General features: G+C 32.8%; 15 protein-coding genes and 1 pseudogene. 11 read left to right on the forward strand and 5 right to left on the reverse strand.

The genetic code is table 11. The features are described from left to right. Window positions 1-65: 65 nt before the first annotated feature. Complete coding sequence (locus tag AABL81_RS07085) at window positions 66-2258, reverse strand: S9 family peptidase (RefSeq protein ID WP_341340675.1); 2193 nt, start codon at window positions 2256-2258, stop codon at window positions 66-68. A gap of 197 nt (window positions 2259-2455) precedes the next feature. Here AABL81_RS07085 and AABL81_RS07090 point away from each other — a divergent pair, with 197 nt between their 5' ends. Together AABL81_RS07090 and AABL81_RS07095 are read left to right on the forward strand one after the other, a co-directional pair. Further along, entirely contained in the window at window positions 2456-3166 is a 711-nt protein-coding gene (locus AABL81_RS07090) for an SDR family oxidoreductase (protein WP_341340676.1), read from the forward strand. A gap of 95 nt (window positions 3167-3261) precedes the next feature. Next, window positions 3262-3666 (forward strand): DoxX family protein, encoded by a 405-nt coding sequence (locus tag AABL81_RS07095; protein WP_341340677.1) that lies wholly within the window; start codon window positions 3262-3264, stop codon window positions 3664-3666. Window positions 3667-3741: 75 nt separating this feature from the next. On the opposite strand, the gene AABL81_RS07100 is transcribed toward AABL81_RS07095, so the two are convergent. Beyond that, window positions 3742-3987: a VF530 family protein gene (locus AABL81_RS07100; protein WP_158210979.1), complete on the reverse strand. Its 246-nt coding sequence runs from the start codon at window positions 3985-3987 to the stop codon at window positions 3742-3744. Between the two features lie 491 nt (window positions 3988-4478). Between AABL81_RS07100 and AABL81_RS07105 the strand changes: the two genes are divergently transcribed. Continuing rightward, window positions 4479-5789, forward strand: a complete 1311-nt coding sequence (locus AABL81_RS07105) for a gliding motility-associated C-terminal domain-containing protein (protein ID WP_341340678.1) — start codon at window positions 4479-4481, stop codon at window positions 5787-5789. 366 nt (window positions 5790-6155) lie between these two features. Here AABL81_RS07105 and AABL81_RS07110 read toward each other — a convergent pair whose 3' ends face one another. Continuing rightward, window positions 6156-6944: a helix-turn-helix domain-containing protein gene (locus AABL81_RS07110; RefSeq protein WP_158210977.1), complete on the reverse strand. Its 789-nt coding sequence runs from the start codon at window positions 6942-6944 to the stop codon at window positions 6156-6158. A 127-nt stretch (window positions 6945-7071) separates the two neighbouring features. Between AABL81_RS07110 and AABL81_RS07115 the strand changes: the two genes are divergently transcribed. The 4 genes from AABL81_RS07115 to AABL81_RS07130 all read left to right on the forward strand — a co-directional run bounded on the left by AABL81_RS07115 (window position 7072) and on the right by AABL81_RS07130 (window position 12982). Beyond that, a complete protein-coding gene (locus AABL81_RS07115; protein WP_341340679.1) occupies window positions 7072-8409 on the forward strand; it encodes a TolC family protein in 1338 nt (445 codons plus the stop codon). Next, the gene (locus AABL81_RS07120; RefSeq protein WP_341340680.1) at window positions 8409-9482 is read left to right on the forward strand and encodes an HlyD family secretion protein; all 1074 of its coding nucleotides are present in this window, start codon (window positions 8409-8411) and stop codon (window positions 9480-9482) included. Before AABL81_RS07115 ends, AABL81_RS07120 begins: the two co-directional genes overlap by 1 nt. Then, the gene (locus AABL81_RS07125) at window positions 9472-11067 is read left to right on the forward strand and encodes a beta-carotene 15,15'-monooxygenase (RefSeq protein WP_158210974.1); all 1596 of its coding nucleotides are present in this window, start codon (window positions 9472-9474) and stop codon (window positions 11065-11067) included. The genes AABL81_RS07120 and AABL81_RS07125 overlap by 11 nt, the downstream gene beginning before the upstream one ends. A gap of 355 nt (window positions 11068-11422) precedes the next feature. After that, window positions 11423-12982, forward strand: a complete 1560-nt coding sequence (locus AABL81_RS07130) for an NAD(P)/FAD-dependent oxidoreductase (RefSeq protein ID WP_158210973.1) — start codon at window positions 11423-11425, stop codon at window positions 12980-12982. A gap of 63 nt (window positions 12983-13045) precedes the next feature. On the opposite strand, the gene AABL81_RS07135 is transcribed toward AABL81_RS07130, so the two are convergent. Continuing rightward, the gene (locus tag AABL81_RS07135) at window positions 13046-13546 is read right to left on the reverse strand and encodes a hypothetical protein (RefSeq protein WP_341340681.1); all 501 of its coding nucleotides are present in this window, start codon (window positions 13544-13546) and stop codon (window positions 13046-13048) included. A 205-nt stretch (window positions 13547-13751) separates the two neighbouring features. Here AABL81_RS07135 and AABL81_RS07140 point away from each other — a divergent pair, with 205 nt between their 5' ends. The 3 genes from AABL81_RS07140 to AABL81_RS07150 all read left to right on the forward strand — a co-directional run bounded on the left by AABL81_RS07140 (window position 13752) and on the right by AABL81_RS07150 (window position 16180). Beyond that, window positions 13752-13889 (forward strand): hypothetical protein, encoded by a 138-nt coding sequence (locus AABL81_RS07140; protein ID WP_199269099.1) that lies wholly within the window; start codon window positions 13752-13754, stop codon window positions 13887-13889. Between the two features lie 406 nt (window positions 13890-14295). Further along, window positions 14296-15492 (forward strand): hypothetical protein, encoded by a 1197-nt coding sequence (locus AABL81_RS07145; protein ID WP_158210971.1) that lies wholly within the window; start codon window positions 14296-14298, stop codon window positions 15490-15492. Beyond that, a complete protein-coding gene (locus AABL81_RS07150) occupies window positions 15479-16180 on the forward strand; it encodes a hypothetical protein (RefSeq protein WP_341340682.1) in 702 nt (233 codons plus the stop codon). Before AABL81_RS07145 ends, AABL81_RS07150 begins: the two co-directional genes overlap by 14 nt. A 285-nt stretch (window positions 16181-16465) precedes the next feature. Here the strand turns inward: AABL81_RS07150 and AABL81_RS07155 are convergent, their stop codons facing one another. Beyond that, window positions 16466-16699, reverse strand: coding sequence for a hypothetical protein (locus tag AABL81_RS07155; RefSeq protein WP_158210969.1), 234 nt, complete (start codon window positions 16697-16699; stop codon window positions 16466-16468). Window positions 16700-17225: 526 nt separating this feature from the next. On the opposite strand from AABL81_RS07155, the pseudogene AABL81_RS07160 reads away from it, so the two are divergent. Then, a pseudogene (locus AABL81_RS07160) lies at window positions 17226-19206 on the forward strand (hypothetical protein); the annotation flags it as partial.

A 19206-nucleotide genomic window follows, 5' to 3' on the forward strand; every position in this document is an offset into this window, starting at 1 on the left:
AAAACAGAAAAGGCGAACTATATAGTTCGCCTTTTCTGTTTTTATAGTCTTACAAGAAGATTGACTTACTTTTTAGCTGGTTTAGCCAAGTAATCAAAGAAGTAATTAGCAATCTTCGTATTCAAGTGAACTCTGTCTATCCCTGACACATTGTGTTCGTGAGATGGGTATAAAAAGAAGTCAACTTGCTTTTGTCCTTTGATAGCTGCTTCAATAAAGTCCATTGTGTGTTGTTGAACAACAACTGGGTCTTGAGCACCGTGTATTAACAATAACTTATTGTCTATTTTATTCGCTTTATTAATCAAGCTTGTCTTTTCATAACCTTCCGGATTTTCTTGTGGCATATCCATATATCGCTCACCGTACATAATCTCGTAGTACTTCCAATCCATTACAGGACCACCAGCAACACCTACTTTGAATATTTCAGGGTGGTTGATAGAAAGCGTAGTAGTCATAAATCCACCAAAGCTCCATCCGTACACACCAATTTTATCTTGGTCAACAAAAGAAAGTGTTTTTAGATAATCAACCCCTTTTAGTTGATCAGCCATTTCATTTTGTCCTAATTGTCTGTGGATTACTTGTTCAAAATCACGTCCTCTGTTGAAACTACCTCTGTTGTCCACGGTAAACACTATATAACCATTTTGTGCCATGTAATGGAAGAACAAGTTAGCACCTCCTAACCAAGAGTTAGTTACCAACTGTGCGTGTGGTCCTCCATAAACGTAAACCATCACAGGATACTTCTTAGACGCATCAAAATTAGTAGGGTAGATAACACGTGCATTCAGATCCGTTTTGTTGTCAGCCGCCTTAATAGTTACCAATTCCATCTTAGGCATAGTAATAACCCCATCATACGGATTCTTAGAAACTAACAAAGCGTCTTCTTTTTTGTTGTCTGTATTGACAACAGCAACCTTATTAGGTGTATCAATGTTATTAAACTGATCGATGAACAAGGTTTTGTTTTTGTTCAATACAACATTATGTGTTCCCGAAAGTGTAGTAATTTGCTCTGTTTTACCCTTTTTAAGGTTTACTTTAAACAATTGTCTATCCAACCCTTTATTAGTAACTCCAGTGTAGAACGCATTTTTACCATCCTCATCAAAACCTAAAAACTCAGAAACAATCACATTTTCGTGTCCTAATTTCTTTTCAAGCTTTCCATCTGTATTGTATAAGTACATTTGTCTGTACCCTTCATTTTCAGAGAAGTGAATAAAAGTCTTATTGTTACCTGGTGTAAACACTAAACCTTGAGATGGCTCAACATAAACACTTGACTTCTCTTCAAACAATGTTTTCTCAAAAGCACCAGTTGCCGCGTTGTATTGGTTGACTTTCAAATGGTTTTGCTGACGGTTTAATACCCCAACATACACATAGTTTCCTGATGGATCCCACGTAACCATAGTTAAGAATTGATCTTCAAAACCTGTTTGTAACGTTACCTTTTCCTGCGTTAAGACATCATAAACAACTAAAGAAACTCTTTCATTGCTCATACCTGCCATAGGGTACTTAATATTTTTGTTTTCAGCCACGCGACCTCCCCATTGTACAAGAGGATAATCAGTCACTAAACTTTGATCTTTGCGGTAATACAACAATTGGTCTTGTTTAGGACTCCACCACATTCCTTTGTTGATTCCAAACTCATTGCGGTGAGTATCACTACTACCATTAACAATATCGTGTGTAGGATCATTGGTAACCTCAATATCAGTTCCATTGTGAGAAGTGATTACAATGTTGTTATCCTTTAACCACGCTAAATAATTGCCATTGCGAGAAGTAATCTCTTGCTCTGCATCCGCATTATATTTAAAGCTATTCGTTACCTTTTGCTCTTTAATATTAACTTGAATCGCATATTTAGCTTTGCGCTCTTTATCAACTTGCGTAAAGCTAATCTCGTTATTGTTTAACCATTGTAAATCATAAGGCAACATACGCAAAGCAAACGATGCATTCTTGATATTCTTATTTAAAATTGTCTCAAGTTCTTTTGCAGTTAGAATAGTCTGGTTTTCCCATTTATTCTCTTTGCTTTTGATCAATAAGCTATCTCTATTAGTAGTAACGATAGAAAAAGCATTGTCACTTTTCCATTTCGGTTGAAGTATCTTTTCAGGAGAAAACTTAAAGTATTGTCCATTAGTTGCTTCCGTAATCGTAAGGTCGCGTTGTGCAAACATTACGTTTCCTGCTAATAATAGAAATAATAATGATTTATTTTTCATGTTGATTTACGAGTTTATATTGTCGCTAATTTAAACTAATTCCGTGCTGAGCACAATTTTTATGCAAGCAAATTAGCTTTCTTTTCTTTTTAACTATAAAATCGTCTTAATATAAGCTATGTGATATTTGTAAAAAAGTATATTCTTAATACCTTTATTACAATAATTAATGTGTAATATAAATAAACAAAGCATATATGAGTAATTCTTTGCAAAAAGTAGCCTATATAACAGGAGGAACAAAAGGAATTGGAAAAGGGATAGCTGAAGCCCTATTACAGAACAATTATAGAGTGGCTATTTCTGGGCGTGAGCTTAGTGTTGTACAAGAGATCGCAGCACAATTAGGCAAATCAGACCAAGTGATTGCTATTCAGTCAGACGTAAGAAACTACCAAGAGGAAGAAAAAGCTATTCAAACGATAGTAGAACAATTTGGTCGTGTAGATGTTGTAATTGCAAATGCTGGATTGGGAATATTTGCTTCTATTGAAGACTTGTCTTTAGAGGATTGGAATGCGATGATAGACACGAATCTAACAGGGGTGTTTCACACACTAAAAGCAAGTATCAAGCAGTTAAAAGAGCACAAAGGGTACTTTATTAGTGTAGCGAGTTTAGCCGGAATCAACTTTTTTGCAAGTGGTGCAGGATATAATGCAAGTAAGTTTGGTGTAGTTGGTTTCTCACAAGCGGCAATGTTAGATCTGAGAAATGCTGATGTAAAGGTTACAACAATTTTACCGGGGTCTGTTACCAGTAATTTCAATAACCACAAACCATCAGAAGCAGATGCTTGGAAGATTCAACCAGAGGATATTGGCGAATTAGTAGTAGATATCTTGAAGATGAATCCTCGTGTATTGCCAAGTAAGATTGAAGTACGTCCTTTAAAAACAAGTAAGTAGTTTTTTTGTATTATATCGTTTCCAATAAGAGAGAATTATGCTATAAGTAAAGCAAGCAGAGCAGTAGTTGTTTATTAATTTTTAAAAATAAAGATATGAGTACAGATTTAGGTAAGTTTATCCTGCGTTTAGGAGTAGGAGGCTTAATGATATTTCACGGGATATTTAAGCTTATTCACGGCCATGATTTTATCATCAATCAATTATCGGCAAATGGTTTGCCCAAATGGTTGTGGTTAGGCGTTCCGGTAGGAGAGATTGTAGCGCCTTTATTTTTGATTGTAGGCTTTGCAACACGTGTTTCAGGTGCTATCATTGCTTTTACAATGTTTATGACGTTCTTTTTAGTTAAAGGAACTGCAGGTTTTGGTATTGATCCCAATACAGGAGGATTAAATGCAGAATTGAATATATTGTATTTAATGAGTGCCTTAGCTATCGCATTTATTGGTCCGGGTAGTTATAGAATATACAAAGGGAAAAGAGGTATATTATCATAAATCAGTGTGATATTAACATCAAGGGATTAAAAGCTTTTTTAGTTATCACTATCTTATATAAAAACAAACCTCAACTTATTGTTGAGGTTTGTTTTTTTTTGCCTTTTGGCGAAGTACATATAAATATAAACTTTCCGTCTTTTCTCTTGCCCAAGGAGTTTTTCTTAAAAACTTCAAAGAAGAGTTTATGCTTGGGTCGTGTGTAAAACAACGAATATTGATTTGATTCCCCAAACCTTCAAAACCGTCGTAATATTCCACTAATTCTTCTAATATATCAACAAGCTTTTTGCCGTGTAATGGGTCTTTCGAAGTCTGCATATTATTCTATTTTCAACAAAGATACAGTTATTCAATATAATGTGTCAAACAATTTGACCTAACAATAAATTATAGTTTGTTCAATAATGGCTTTTTATAAAGCCAATTCACTCTAATAAAGAGAAAAATATTACTTATGAGATATAGTAAAATATTTGCTTTAAATACAATATGATAAAGAGATATTGAGGAATACTTAATGAAAAATAGAAGATTGTATTTGTAATGTAATAAATCCATATTTCAATAAATAGATCAATTGTTGCTTTTGTTCGCAATATGTATTTTTTTATATTAAAGTGTAGCGTAAATAATGTATTTTAGCATAAATGTTTTTTTATTTATAGTTTAATTCGATTTCTACAGGGGTAATTTTTTGTAAATTATAAGAAAAATAAGTAGGCTTTGTTGATTATAAAATTAAAACAGATACAAGAAAGTAGATAGCTAATTTAAAGTGTTGTGCTGTGGGGATAAAGCACCAATTTAATATGAAAAAGAAGTTTTTAATAACCTCAATTACAGGTGTTCTATTACTTGGGGGAACGATTTATGGTCAAAATGATTTAAGCAACTTTAAGTTGCGAAATACGGGGATGGTAACTGTAGCTCCTAATACTGTAGTATCTACAGGTTTTGACTTTATTAATGAAGAAAAATCATCTGTTAAAACAGATGGAATAATCTATTTCTTTAAAGACTTTACTAATAAAGGAGTCTTTGATTTTAGTTCTAAGCTTAAAACATCTACAGTATATTTCCTTTCAAAGGACTCTGCTACGAAAGCTAAAGTATTGCAAGGAGATGAGGTTTCAAACTTCTATAATGTTGTGTTTGACAATCCTACGTACGGAATAGACTTAAAAAACAATATTGAGGTTTTTGGTGTAGCTGATTTTAAAGACGGAATAATCAAAGTTGACTCTACCTTAAATGATAAGACAAAATTATCATATGGTATGGTTAGTTTTCGCAATGGAGCTACGCATAAAAATGTAAGTGATAAAAGTTATGTTGAAGGCGAGGTAGAGAAAGTAGGAAACGAATCTTTTGTATATCCAATTGGTGATAAAAAAATGTATCGTCGTGCTTCTATTTCAGCTCCAAATAATATTAAAGATGCAATAAGCGGAAAATATATAGTTCGTGATATGAAATTCTTTGAAAAGCATACTGCCGTTTCAGGGGCAATAGACAAAATAAATACTGCTGAGTATTGGGAACTAAAGTCAACTAAAACAGGTACAAATAGAGTAGTTCTTACATTGAGTTGGGATGAGCGTATTACACCAGCGGAGTTATTAAATAATCCAGAGAAAAATCTTCACATTGTTCGTTGGGATAAACAGCAAAAAATGTGGGTTGATGAAGGAGGAGTGGTTGATATGGAAAAGAAAGAAATATCTACTTTAGCAGAAGTTAGTGGCTTTGGATATTTTACCTTGGCAAATGTAAAAGATATCTTGTTAGATGGAGACGTTGTTATTTATAACCTGGTAACACCAAACGGTGATGGTATGAATGACTACTTTATCATTGATAACATTAATAAATACCCGAATAATAAGGTACAGATATTTGACCGTTGGGGAGTATTAGTTTATGAAACGACTAATTATGATCCGAAAGGCGATGGTAGTGAGAATGTTTTTAATGGGTATTCAGAAGGAAGGGTTACTTATAACAAGAATAAGAAACTGCCAAGTGGAACTTATTACTACATTGTTATTTATGAATACAAGGATAAAAATGGTAGTCGTATGATTAAAAAAGCGGCTAACTTACACTTAGATACTAATTAGTGAAATTATAATGATAATGGAGCTGTCTCATAACTTGAGACAGCTTTTTTTATTTCTACTATTGATGGTTAGATGCTAAAGTAAGTGTAGTACTGTACTTTTAACTTTTGATTCGGCTACAGATACTAAAGTCTAACAGCATACATCCAATAGTAACTGTTTTCTATTTTATAAAGCTATTATGCTATATTTAGTAGGATGATGTTCGAGACACCTACCACACAAGTACCACACTACTTCGGATTTAAGCCTTTTTCTCGAACATATCTGGTATATGTGTGGTACTTGTTTCGAATATGTCCCGTGTAAGACCCGTATTTGTTTGGATTAAGAGTGCTTGATTGACTTGTGAAAAACTAATTATTATTATTTATTCTTTCTCATTTCTAAAGGGCGTCTTCCTGTAAATTCACAAAAAGCGTTGCTAAAAGCACCAACCGTATTATATCCAACATCATTGGCTATTTCACTAACCGAGTATTCTGTTTTCAATAAAAGTTCTATTGCCTTTAAAATGCGCAGTGCTTTTAGATATTGTAGAAAAGAAATCTGTAGTTCTGCCTGAAATAAACGTGAGACAGAGCGTTCGCTTAAATTGAAGTGATCGCTAATATCTGATAACGTCAACGGCAGTCCAAAGTTGACATCTAAGTAATCCGTTATCTTGACCATTCGCTCATTATCGCTAAAGGGCAATTGCAACTGCATATTCTTACTTACAAAAGTTGGCAGTATATTCTTCAATGCTTGTAAGAAAGCAAAGTTATACGTTTGTTCATCTACCATTTGCTCGTGCCAACATTGCGTATAAGCAATCATTTCAACTACTAAATCAGAAGCGGCATATATTCCCAATTCGTTATAGAACGGATTTTTATCATCGTCATCTGTATAAAAGTAAATAGAGTGAAGAACGGTAGCGGAATGACTTAGGCGCAATACGTGGGGTACACCTTTAGGAATCCAGAAAAAGTAGTGAGCAGGCACAACGTGTGTTACATTGTCTACAATTAAATACGTGATGCCCCCTTCTACATAAGTAAGCTGCCCTTTTTGATGTTGATGTAAAGGGTATCGCTTCTCTGATTTTTCATGTTTGATATAAACACCGTTGGGGACAGTATCGATTAAATCAAGGGAATCAATAATCTTCATTTGAGGTTTGTTTTTTTCTGATACAAAAGTATACAATGATTTTGTCTGGTTTCAATAAAAAATTGACTATTTAAGAAACACAACATATTGCGTCTGCATTATACTTTTGTGCGGTTAAAAATAATTTATGAAATCCGATAGTTTCTACCTCTTTGCATTGCTCGCAAGTGGCATTATCACTGGCTACAGCCAAAATAAAAATCCGTCAGACATTGATAGAGATACCTTAAAAATAACCTTAAAAGAGGTTTGGCAACAAACGGATGTTCGCAGTAAAAAAGCCTTAATACACCAGAAGGAAATAGAAATACGCCAAGAGAACACGAAAGACGCAAAAATGGAGCGTTACCCTGTATTTAACGCTTTTGGTCGTGTAGAAAAGGCAAGTAATATTCCCGTGTACACAAATGGTCTTTTTCACAAACCAGAACAGCACGATGTAATACACACCTTGTACAACAGTGGCGTTTCAATGTACCTCAACTTATACAATGGTAATAAACAGAATCTGGAAATAGAAGAACGAAAGACGCTGGAAGACAAAGCGGTTATTACAGCAGAACAATCTCAGTCTGAGGTTCGCTTAGAAGCAGCTAAAAGTTACCTCGCTCTTGCCAAGGTGATGAGGTTTAAAGAGGTAATGATAGCCGATATCGCAGACCAAAAGAAACAGCTTGGTCAAATGGAAAACCTATACAAGAATGGTGTAGTGCTAAAAAGCGATGTACTTCGTGCTTCAATGGAAATATCTAAAAGAGAAATGACCTTGGTTCAGATTGAAAATGATATTCTAATCGAAAACCAGAAACTCGTACTGCTTATGGGAATAAGCGACTCAGATTTCATTAAACCTCAAGATATATATGCTGAAGTTGCTCCTGTAGAATCGTATGAGGAGGCTTTAGAAATAGCAGAAGAACACGCTCACAAACACTTGTTGTCTGAAGAAGACTTAGCCTTAAGTGAGATAGAGCTTAAAAAGGTGAAAGCAAACACCAAACCAAGTATTGGGTTAATAGGGAACTTTACAATGGCTAATCCACAAATCTTCCTTTATCCTTATAATCCAAGTTGGTATAGTTTAGGAACAATAGGAGTGCAAATATCCTTTCCGATTTCTTCACTTTACCACAACGTTCATAAAAAGCGCAGCCACGTGTTAGAACATCACAAAGAAGAAATACAACACTTACACGTACAAGATCAAATTAAACAAGAGGTGCAAGAGGCTTATCTACGCTACCAAGAATCACTTGTGCAAATTCAGGTGTGTACCAAGAATCAAGAAGAAGCATTTGAAAGTGCTCGAATCATAAAAAACACATATTTCAATAGTACATCTCTATACATCGATTTACTCGATGCAGATGTTCAATATTTACAAACACAATTTGAACTTGAAGCTGCAAAGTTAGACAGCATTTACAAATATTATTCTCTACAATTAGCTAAAGGCTTACTATAATGGACATTAAAACTCGCATCAAAATTACAGACCGTTTTATTACACGTATTACGCGTTATATCGCATCGATAATCATTATCGTTGGTTGTATTTGGGGAATTCACACGCTTTGGATTTATTGGAAGTATGAGCAAACAAACGATGCTCAGGTGCAGGAATATATCAATCCGGTTATTGCCAGAGTAGGTGGCTATTTGACAGAAGTGCGCTTTGAAGAAAATCAAATGGTTAATAAAGGAGATACACTATTGTTAGTAGATAACAGAGAGTATATCTATGACCAAGCACAGACAAGAGCAGAAATAGAAAAACAATATGCACAGATTAAAGAGCTTGATGCGCGTCAATATACTTTATCGCAAACTGCCGCTGCTGCTGAGAGTCAAATTCAAGGACGCGAATCTAAGTTTCACCAACAAGAATTAGACTATAAACGCTATAAGAAGTTATATGATGTAGAGTCTGCTACAGCGCAACAGTTGGAAGAAAAACAAGCTCAGTTAACCATAGATAAGAGTAATTGGGAAAGTAGCATAGAAAGTGCGCGTGCAGCTACAGCTGGTCTTGCAGATATAGAAGCACAGAAGAGAGTGCTTGAAAAGGAAATTAGCCGTTTAGAGCAACTTGAAAAGCATAAGAACCTAAATGTAGATTATACAGTAGTTACTGCGCCATATCGCGGTAGAATGGGTAAACGCAGTATAGATTTAGGACAAATGATTACACCTGGACAAGTATTGACCTATATTGTGAATGATGAAACACCAAAATGGATTGTTGCCAATTTTAAGGAAACACAAATACGCAATATCCAAACAGGCGATGAGGTAGATATTGTGGTAGATGCTTATCCGGATACAGAGTTTAAAGGTCGCGTTATTTCTATCGCACCTGCTACAGGTTCAAGTTTTTCTTTACTACCACCAGATAATGCAACAGGAAACTTTGTGAAGATTGTACAACGTATTCCCGTTCGTATAGAAGTAACATCACCTGCAGATTCTGAAGAACTACTAAAAGCTGGTATGAATGTAAATACTTACATCGCCAAAAAACAAGCTCATGCAAAATAGTGAAGTTCCTAAGTTATTTGCAGATTGGGTACCAGAATGGATGATTCGCATTATTCTGTTTGTACTCCTAATGCCAAGTATTGTATTATTCTTTTTGCCCGCGGCAAATCCAGTTGCAGCGGCAGGTTTTTTTGGATGCGACGTTAGAGATATTCAGTTTTCTGTATCTCTTCTTTATGCAGGGTTTGTTTCGTTCTACAGCCTTGAACGTCGCTTCTTTACCTATTTAGCTACAAAAGAATATTTTATCATATTTAATATATTACAACTTTTAGGGTGTGTAGCACTGTACAATACGCAGGCGTTGTGTATTATTTATCCCGTGCGTTTTTTACAAGGAATGCTCTTTGCAAGTACGGTGAACTTGAGTATCTCTACAATGTATATGCGCCTTGAAAGTTCAAAAGCCAGAGAGATTACCTTTTCGTGTTTCTATGGTATTCTAATTTGTGCAACCCCCGTAAATCAATTGATAACAGCTGATTTTATTGACCAGTACGACTATTCGTTTCTGTTTAAAATGGCAGCTTTATCTTTTGTGCCCGGGTTGTTCTTAGTCTTGATGAGTATGCAGTATGTGCGTCTAAGCAGAAAGCTTCCGTTGTCTAATTTAGATTGGGAGAGTTTTGTGCTCTATGCCGTAGCAGTTGTTCTATTTGGATATATCACTATCTATGGGCAACAATACTATTGGTTTGAAGATGCAGATATACGTTGGGCAGGATTAGGAATACTTTTAGCAATGTTGTTTTTCGTTATTCGTCAAAAGCATTTAAAAAGACCTTATATCAATTGGACAGTGTTGAAATATAGAAACTTTAAAGTAGGGTTGTTCTTGCTTTTTATTCTTTACATCTGTCGTTTTGCCTCAGGAATATCAAATGTACACTTTACAACCTCTTTGCGATTAGACCCCATACACCTATCATACCTAAATATCTTTAATCTGATAGGGTTGGTAGCCGGAGTAACGCTTGCGTGTATGTGGCTTATCAAACGCTTACAAATGCGTTTAATATGGAGTTTAGGCTTTCTGTTCTTATTCATCTTTCACTTTGGAATGTATTTGCAATTTGCACCAACGGCCAATCCAGACTCATATTTTATGTTATTGTTCTGTCAAGGGTTTGGCGTAGGGCTGTTAATGGTACCGACAATTATTTACTGTGTAGCCTCAGTGCCAATTGAATTAGGAGGGTCTGCTGCCGCTGTTTGTTTAGCAATTCGCTATTTAGGCTATACCAGTAGTACAGCTTTGATGAATTACTACAACTTGTATAGTTCCAATCAACATAAAAATAGGTTCTTAGATTATATGAACTTTTCAAATCCTATTTTGCAAAGTAAGTTATCTCAGAATGCGGCAAAACTTCAAGGAAGAGGTTTGCTAAATACACCAGCTGAAAAAGCAAGTGAAAAACTGCTGATGCTTGATTTGAATAAGCAGATTCAATTGCGTTATGCGATGGACTATTATGAAGTCATGTGCTGGTTATTATTGGTGATTTTACTATTAGTAATATTCACCCCATACCTAAGTAAAACTTGGGTGTACTTAAAATCGAAAACACTTTCGCCATTTTAAATTTTCTCTCTCAAAAGCACGTAGGTTAGATACGCTTAGTATTTAATTTATGTGCTTTGTTTTTTATGCGTCATTATCAAGTAAAAAATAATAAAAAGATTGTGTTGCGTTGACTATGTTGTAAAAATGTAATAATTATCATTAAAAAGTTTCGTTTTAATAAACTACAAGACGTTTTACGTGATGTAAATAATAAGGAAGAAGTGCTGAGGTAGGGTAATATTTTAAAAAGTATGCTGTAACTTTTTATATTACAGTAAGATATCTTATTTTGCAGGATAGCGCATTTTGTTGCAAATCATTGTGATTTTAGTTTATTTTTGCGCTTTAATTATAATTATTGCCTAATAGAAATATGCCAAAAGAATTACAATTACAAGTACTACCTGAAGTTGCTGCTTCAGCAGAATTATTGAATCAATATGTAGCCAATAATTTGGGGTGTTCTACGATAGATATTCAGCACATCACCATTTTAAAAAGGTCTATTGATGCCAGACAACGTACTGTAAAGATAAATTTGACAGTTGATGTCTTCTTACAAGGAGAAGAGGTCGTTCATAGACAAATTGATTTCCCTGAATATAAGAATGTAAAGGATGCAAAGCGAGTTATCGTTGTAGGAGCAGGACCTGCAGGTTATTTTGCCGCTTTACAGTTGATTGAGTTAGGTGTAAAGCCTATTGTGATAGAAAGAGGAAAAGATGTAAGAGGAAGACGTAGAGATTTAAAAGCAATAAATATTGACCACGTAGTTAATCCAGAGTCAAACTATTGTTTTGGAGAAGGAGGAGCAGGTACATATTCAGATGGAAAACTGTACACTCGTTCTAAGAAACGTGGAGATGTAAACCGTATTTTAGAATTATTAGTTGCCTTTGGAGCAACACAAGATATATTAGTAGAAGCACATCCGCATATTGGTACGAATAAGTTACCAAAGATTATGCAAGATATGCGTGAGAAGATTATTGAGTTTGGTGGAGAGGTATTATTTGAAACCAAAGTAGTTGATATAGTCGTTAAGAATAGCGAAGTACAAGGGGTTGTTATAGCAAATGGCGATACTATTGAAGCCAATAAAGTTATTTTAGCAACAGGACATTCGGCTCGTGATATCTATGAGATGTTAGACCGCAAGAATATTTTGATTGAAGCTAAGCCATTTGCCTTGGGAGTACGTGCAGAACACCCACAATCACTTATAGACAAAATACAGTACTCTTGTGATTACAGAGGAGAGTTTTTACCACCAGCGCCTTATTCTATCGTAAAACAAGTGAATGGTCGCGGAATGTATTCATTCTGTATGTGTCCAGGTGGTGTAATTGCACCGTGTGCTACAGCTCCAGGTGAAGTTGTAACAAATGGTTGGTCGCCTTCTAAACGTGACCAAGCAACGGCAAACTCTGGAATTGTAGTAGAGTTGAGGTTAGAGGATTTTAAACCATTTGAAAAATTCGGAGCCTTAGCAGGAATGGAGTTTCAAAAGTCAATTGAACAAAGAGCATTTTTGTTAGCAGGGGAAACACAACGTGTACCCGCTCAACGAATGGTTGACTTTTCACAGTCTAAAGTGTCAGAGTCAATTCCTAAAACATCTTACTTACCAGGTACTACATCTGTGGAATTAGGTAGTGTATTTCCAGGCTTCTTAACACAGATAATGAGAGAAGGGTTTCAAGAGTTTGGTAAATCAATGAAAGGATACTTTACCAATGAAGCTATTTTACACGCTCCGGAGAGTAGAACATCATCTCCAGTCCGTATTCCTCGTGATAATAAGACATTAGAGCACCTTCAGATTAAAGGATTATATCCTTGTGCAGAAGGAGCAGGATACGCAGGGGGAATCATCTCAGCGGCAATTGACGGAGAGAAATGTGCTATTATGTGCGTTGAGAGTATGTCATAAAGATTAGATAAAATACCATATAAATAATAAGCCTAACTATTTACTATAATAGTTAGGCTATTTTTATTGTACTATTCTGTACGAGATTACTTTTGTTAGTTCACTATCGTATATCCACTCAATTGTCACGATTACCTTAGCATTAGCTGTGTTATTTGCTCTTAGTTTTTGTATAGATTTCATTCCCTGAAAAGGAACAAACTCAGCTTCAATTCTCTTTAAATCATTTCCTAAGTCTTCTAATTGTTTAAACTTATTACCATGTTTTAAGTAAGCATATTCTAAATTAGAATTACCAATCAAGGCATCCAGGCTAATTTCTCCGACTAACTTATCTAATTGTTCGTATTTTTCTTTTTTATCAATAAACTCAGGATCATCTGAATAAGTAATAGTTACGATTGTGGGCTCAGAAATCTCGATATTCTGATAAGAGTCGTAATCATTTAAAAAAGAGAATAGTTCCTTTTCACTTAGTTTTAATGCTTTATCTGTAGGGGTTTGACAATTAGCAAATAATAAGCTACTAAAAATGGCTATAATATATATTTTTAAATTTCGCATGCGTATTCTTTTAATATCTGAAGCGAATATAAAAGTTATCTAATGTTGAGGTGTGAATTATTATTTTAGATGAGTCTTTTTTTTAGTTAAGGCATGAAAAGTAAAATGAAATAGATAATTATTTTATTTAATGTTCTGTAGTAAGTTATAGCTGTAAAATTTAAATTTGTATAAAATTATGTCCACTTGATTAATTGTTATAAGTATGAGTAGAAATACCCCTGCAAACAGAAAAGCAGCAAGCTTGAAAATAGCTCAAAAAAAGAAGAAAGAAAAAGAAGCTGTGGCTAATAGAAAAGCTGCACTAAAAGCTATTGTCACTCAAATGAATAAGAAGGAGTAAATTAAGGAGGTGTTAGATTATGTCAATGAAACGCTTATAGGTTATAGTAAGTAATTCCTAATTCTTTACTTAAATAAGACAAAACAAGCCTAACTGTTAAAAACAGTTAGGCTTGTTTTGTTTTTGGGCTTATTACTATGAAAGATAGATGTTGTATTGTAATGCTTTTTTTGAAGAGTCATTGATTGCAAAGTGTTTTTATTAACATTTTTTATAAAGTCAAATTATTTAAAAAAAAGTAAATAAAAGAAAGAGAATATTATTGTAATAATGAATATTTATTAGAAATATGTTGTATTAAATCATGTTAAATAGTTTTGTATTTATGTAAAATTCAGAAAGTAAGTATGTTAGGTTATTTTAATATATAACTTTGCTTTGATATTTTAAATAAATCTAAATAAAGATGAAAAACATAACTAAAAACTATCTATTGACCAGTGTATTATTGATACTAATAATGACAATTTCTTGTTCGTCAGCTGATGATCAGCATATAAATCCATCTGAAGATAAAGAGGTAATATATGAGGGAGTAGAACTAAAAGACCTAAAGTTAGGTCAGCGTGGTGCAAAACAGTTGAATTATGATTCTGATTTTCCAATTTCATTTGAAGTTAAGTTAGAGGATAAAACAGATCAATTGTTAACTGTAGACGTTGTATTGAAGGATAAAGAGACTATTCTTTATAATGAAACATTTAAAGAAGTAACTACTATGTTTTCAGAGCATATTATTGTTTTAAAAGATGAGAAAAAATTTGAAGATAATAAAGAGTATATCTTGGAGTTAAAAGTTTCAACGCAAAAAGGAGTAACAAAGAAAATAGAAGAAAAAGTAACTTTTGCTGATTTTTATATTGAGAAAGTAGAAGTAGGGAGTTATGATAGTAAAAATGACTATCCTAATCAAATTATGATTAATAGTAATAATAATAATTTACAGTATTTAGACCTACATTATAATGGAACCTTGCAAGAAGTACGTTATTTATTTGAAAGTAAAGAAGATCCTACAAAAATATTTTACATAAACCTTGATCCCAGTGACTTTAAAAATGATGAAGAAAATTTGGTTAATTTACTTATTTACAAAGATAATCAGTATAGTAAAGAAGGTGAAGAATATAATATAACACCAGGTAATTATAATTTATACTTTGAATATAAGGTAGAGGATATTTTTAAAAAACCAATATTGATAAAAGAAGACATAAAAATAATTGATTCGCCATCTATTTATGACTTGAATAAGTTAATAATTGCGTCTGATCAAACATTCGTGAATGTTGGGAAATATACAGTCAATAATAATGTACTTCAGCTTTATGTGAAGGGGTTAAAGGAGTTGATGATAGAAAATGAAGAGATTGTTTCTATAGGCTTAAGGATTATTAATAAAGACAATGGCACTATAACTGCAAGTTTTCAAAACTTAATTTTTGTGGATGAGGGTGTTGAGGCACTAAAAGAAAACTATGTATTTAGTTTTGAACTTAGAAATGTGATTTCATCATTTGAAGCCTTTATTGATATAGAATACAATAATCGTTTAAGTGAATCTATTAATTATGGAAAAATAGAGCTTTATGAAAAAAAATAAACTTAGAAGATGGTGGTCAATAGGTGCTCAATGTTTAGTCATATTGAGTTTACTAACAAGTTGTAGTTCAAATAGTAGTGATAATGATGTAACTGAACTTTCAGAAATTAAGAAACAAGCTATAGAAAAAATTGACCACGCCACTAATTTGGATCAAAATGAAAAAAAAAGATTTAAAGAAGACGTGAAAAATGTGCAAGATGAATTAGTTGTCAATGTTCTGAAGGAGGTAAATTCTCAATTACCACTTTCGTTCAAAGATTTAAAATTTACAACTATTCAGAAAGAGGAATTAATTGATGGAAAAAGTACAGGATGGAAAAATATTAATAATTTAGAAGGAGATCAAGAGACCATTTTTGAGTTTATTAGTAATACTGCTTTACGTGGGAAATTTTATATTGATGCATCAAGAATAGCTGATTATAAAAATACATATGATATAATAATAGGTGATAAATATGTTTATAATAGAAGTGATAAAACGGTAATGATGACAATTTCTTCTTTAAAATTCACTTATTCTATAAAAGAATATGACCACGAAAAAGGGGAGATTTTTCTTCATTTTATTAATTATAATAATGGTAAAGATTTTCCACCTGGGATTCCATATTATTATGAAGGAGCATTCAAGGATAGATATCTCCAAAATATATATACACTGCGAATGAAGGTGATTAAATAAAGTCATACTAAGATTTTATTTAATCGTGGTAAATTTGCCATAAAATAATTAATGGTCTTCGCTCTCCTGTAAAAAATCTGAATTATCAGTGTTGTAAAGTGTTACAAGATGATGTTGCTGATTTATTTTAATAAGAAAAAATTAAAGATAAAATAGCTGTAGACATATAGCAGAGAATTAGTATAGTACTCAGTTATTATAAAAGAAGACTTTAATATTTGATATAAATATTAAAACAAAAGAAGTTGTTTGTAAATCAGGCAACTTCTTTTGTTGTTATATTCATTAATGCTTATACTTTTTAGAATGTTTGTTTTTCTTTTGTCCTGGAGCATAGGGTTTTGCCGATTTTGAACCTGTTACTTTTTTTACTTGTCCAGGAGGCATACCTTGATTTCCATTAGACTTTACTTTTCCATGTTGATGTTTGTGGTTCTTATGTGATTTAACCTGTACTGAACATGATGCTAACAGCATTGTGGTTAAAAGTGTAACACCAATTTTCTTTATTAGTTTCATAGCTATTTTTATTTATGTTTAAGAATATAAGAAAGACGCATTTTTATTAGGGTATCTCATATATAGTAACAAAAGTAAGTAAATTTTAAAACTGTAGCTTGAAAATTTGCTAAACAACAGATCTGTGTCTATGTGTCATTTTATAACATATTCAAAAGAAGGAGATAAAGATAAGCACCAAATAACATATATTTTTCTTCTTTTAAATACCTTAAATGACATATAACGCAGATTATTTTAAAAAAAAAGAAAATGTAAGAATAGGTTTAGTCTTTTGTATGGATAGTTTTATTAATACTAATTTGGACAGGTTTGTTTTTGTTTTAAATCGTTGTTTATGAGATTGTTGTGTTTTTAAAGTATTGTTTTTTATTTAGAATAGTCTAATTGTTTTCAGGTCTAACAGTTTGCTTCACCAATAAAATGAAACCCATTTAACATTTCGTTTTATAAAATTTGTTCGTATTAAACAGTGAAAATTGTTTTGTATTCAATCGTAAGAAAACCTAATAACGAACTACAAATTATGAACAAAAAATTACTTTCAATAGCGTGTTTGATGGGGACATTCTCCATTTATGCACAAGTTGGAATTGGTACGAAAATTCCAAATAAATCTGCAGAATTAGCTGTGGTTTCTGACAAAAGGGGATTGTTGATTCCTAATGTTTCTTTAAAGAGTAAGACTGATATAACAACAATCCAAGCAGGTAATATAGAAAGTTTATTGGTCTATAATACTAATAAAACTGATCAATTAAGTATCGGATATTACTATTGGCACAATAATTTATGGAATAAGTTACTTGTAGAAAAGGATATTCCTGAATTAGTAATAAACTATTTTGAAGAAATTACGCAAGGTGGTGATGTTACCAATATTATTAAAAATATTGTAAGAAAGACAGAAGGAAATGTGTTTTATGAAAATGGTAAGTTTTACTATATAAATGTAAACGGAGATAGAGTAGAAATTGATTTTTCAAATATTCACTTTAATGAAACACTTACTATTTTAAAGTATGATGCAACAAATGGATTACTTACTTATACCAATGAGAAAGGACAAGTTGTAACTATTGACATTAAGGCATCAGTTAAAGCATTTGAAACTCTTACTAAAATTGTGCAAGATATTGATAAAGGGACAATTACATTTTATGATGAAAATGGAGATTCTACTGTATTGTTAATTGCAGATTTTGTTCAAAAGTATGAGACAGAAACAACTTTAGTTAGAAATAGCCCTGGAAACTATAGTTATACAAATGAAAAAAATGTTGTTACTGAGATTACAGTTATTGGAGATTTTGTAGAAGTAATAAATAATAAGTTAGATCAATTATTATATCAAACATTAAAAAACTTTGTTGATTTAGAAGAGACTGTTACAAAGTTAGAGTATAATGCATCTACAAAGATGTTAGTTTATACTGACGAAGATAGACAATTGCACAATATTGATATTACTCAAATAGTAAAAGACAATCAAGATATCACTCGAATTGACAGCAGCAATTCCAAAAACATTACTGTAAGCAGTATACAAAGTGGTAATATACTGACGTATGTTTTAGAAGTTAATGCTGCTACAACTTCTGACTTAGGTGTGGTGAAGCCAGGAAGTGGATTAATTGTGGACGAATATGGAGCATTGAGTGTAGATGTTACAACAATTTTAAATGGGAAGCATTTAAGTGGAAATGAAAAAATAGTTGTAACAAATGGTGCTGGTTCGGTTTTAAAAGAAGTATCCTTAGATATTAATGAAGCTAAGCTAAGTCTTCAAAATATTGGAGGAGTATTAAATTTAAATCAATTATATAGTGGCAATTCGGGTGATATTCTATTTGTAGATGCATCAGGTAATGTTGTTTGGTCTGCATTAGAAACAGTAACATCAAATAAGCTAACTCTAAATCAGGCAGAATTGAGTTCTAATGTTAATGGAGTTTTATCATCAGTAAGTCTGGTTGATAAAATCTCAAATGAGATGATTCAAAGTCGCGCAGTAACGCAAGAAAAATTAGGTGCTTTAGAAAGCCAAGTGTCTATGGTACCTGTTGTTCAAATTGACGGTAGTGTTAAGTATCAAAAGATAAATGAAGAACAAATTGAAGGTAAGTTATTGGAGTCTGCTAATAATTTATTGACCGTAACTTCGGGTGTTGGGTCTATTTTAAAGGATGTAACTTTAACTGTAAATCAATCTAATTTCGAGCTCAATAAGATTGGAGGAACTTTAAGTATCTCTAAGATTGAAGCAGGACAAAACAATACTGTTCTAATTACCAATAATACTGGAAATGTTGAATGGGTTGATCAGAATTCACTTGTACCTACAACTACTAACGCTTTAGGATTAGCAGGGAATACACTTACAAGTACGGTAAACAATATCTCTTCATCTGTTGATTTGGATGAAAGTAATGTTATCTCAAGTAAGGCTATCACGGGAACAGGTATTACAGTTGACGGAGGAGCTGGAGCATCCTTAACAGATGTAA

This window comes from Myroides sp. C1519 (genome assembly GCF_038039755.1).
Lineage (GTDB): Bacteria > Bacteroidota > Bacteroidia > Flavobacteriales > Flavobacteriaceae > Flavobacterium > Flavobacterium phaeum_A.

Excerpts from the sequence above, each read along its gene's own strand:
- AABL81_RS07105 (WP_341340678.1), top strand. The coding sequence starts at position 4,479 with ATGAAAAAGAAGTTTTTAATAACCTCAATTACAGGTGTTCTATTACTT.
- AABL81_RS07090 (WP_341340676.1), top strand. The coding sequence starts at position 2,456 with ATGAGTAATTCTTTGCAAAAAGTAGCCTATATAACAGGAGGAACAAAA.
- AABL81_RS07100 (WP_158210979.1), bottom strand. The coding sequence starts at position 3,987 with ATGCAGACTTCGAAAGACCCATTACACGGCAAAAAGCTTGTTGATATA.
- AABL81_RS07145 (WP_158210971.1), top strand. The coding sequence starts at position 14,296 with ATGAAAAACATAACTAAAAACTATCTATTGACCAGTGTATTATTGATA.
- AABL81_RS07095 (WP_341340677.1), top strand. The coding sequence starts at position 3,262 with ATGAGTACAGATTTAGGTAAGTTTATCCTGCGTTTAGGAGTAGGAGGC.
- AABL81_RS07155 (WP_158210969.1), bottom strand. The coding sequence starts at position 16,699 with ATGAAACTAATAAAGAAAATTGGTGTTACACTTTTAACCACAATGCTG.
- AABL81_RS07085 (WP_341340675.1), bottom strand. The coding sequence starts at position 2,258 with ATGAAAAATAAATCATTATTATTTCTATTATTAGCAGGAAACGTAATG.
- AABL81_RS07110 (WP_158210977.1), bottom strand. The coding sequence starts at position 6,944 with ATGAAGATTATTGATTCCCTTGATTTAATCGATACTGTCCCCAACGGT.
- AABL81_RS07120 (WP_341340680.1), top strand. The coding sequence starts at position 8,409 with ATGGACATTAAAACTCGCATCAAAATTACAGACCGTTTTATTACACGT.
- AABL81_RS07130 (WP_158210973.1), top strand. The coding sequence starts at position 11,423 with ATGCCAAAAGAATTACAATTACAAGTACTACCTGAAGTTGCTGCTTCA.
- AABL81_RS07125 (WP_158210974.1), top strand. The coding sequence starts at position 9,472 with ATGCAAAATAGTGAAGTTCCTAAGTTATTTGCAGATTGGGTACCAGAA.
- AABL81_RS07140 (WP_199269099.1), top strand. The coding sequence starts at position 13,752 with ATGAGTAGAAATACCCCTGCAAACAGAAAAGCAGCAAGCTTGAAAATA.
- AABL81_RS07135 (WP_341340681.1), bottom strand. The coding sequence starts at position 13,546 with ATGCGAAATTTAAAAATATATATTATAGCCATTTTTAGTAGCTTATTA.
- AABL81_RS07115 (WP_341340679.1), top strand. The coding sequence starts at position 7,072 with ATGAAATCCGATAGTTTCTACCTCTTTGCATTGCTCGCAAGTGGCATT.
- AABL81_RS07150 (WP_341340682.1), top strand. The coding sequence starts at position 15,479 with ATGAAAAAAAATAAACTTAGAAGATGGTGGTCAATAGGTGCTCAATGT.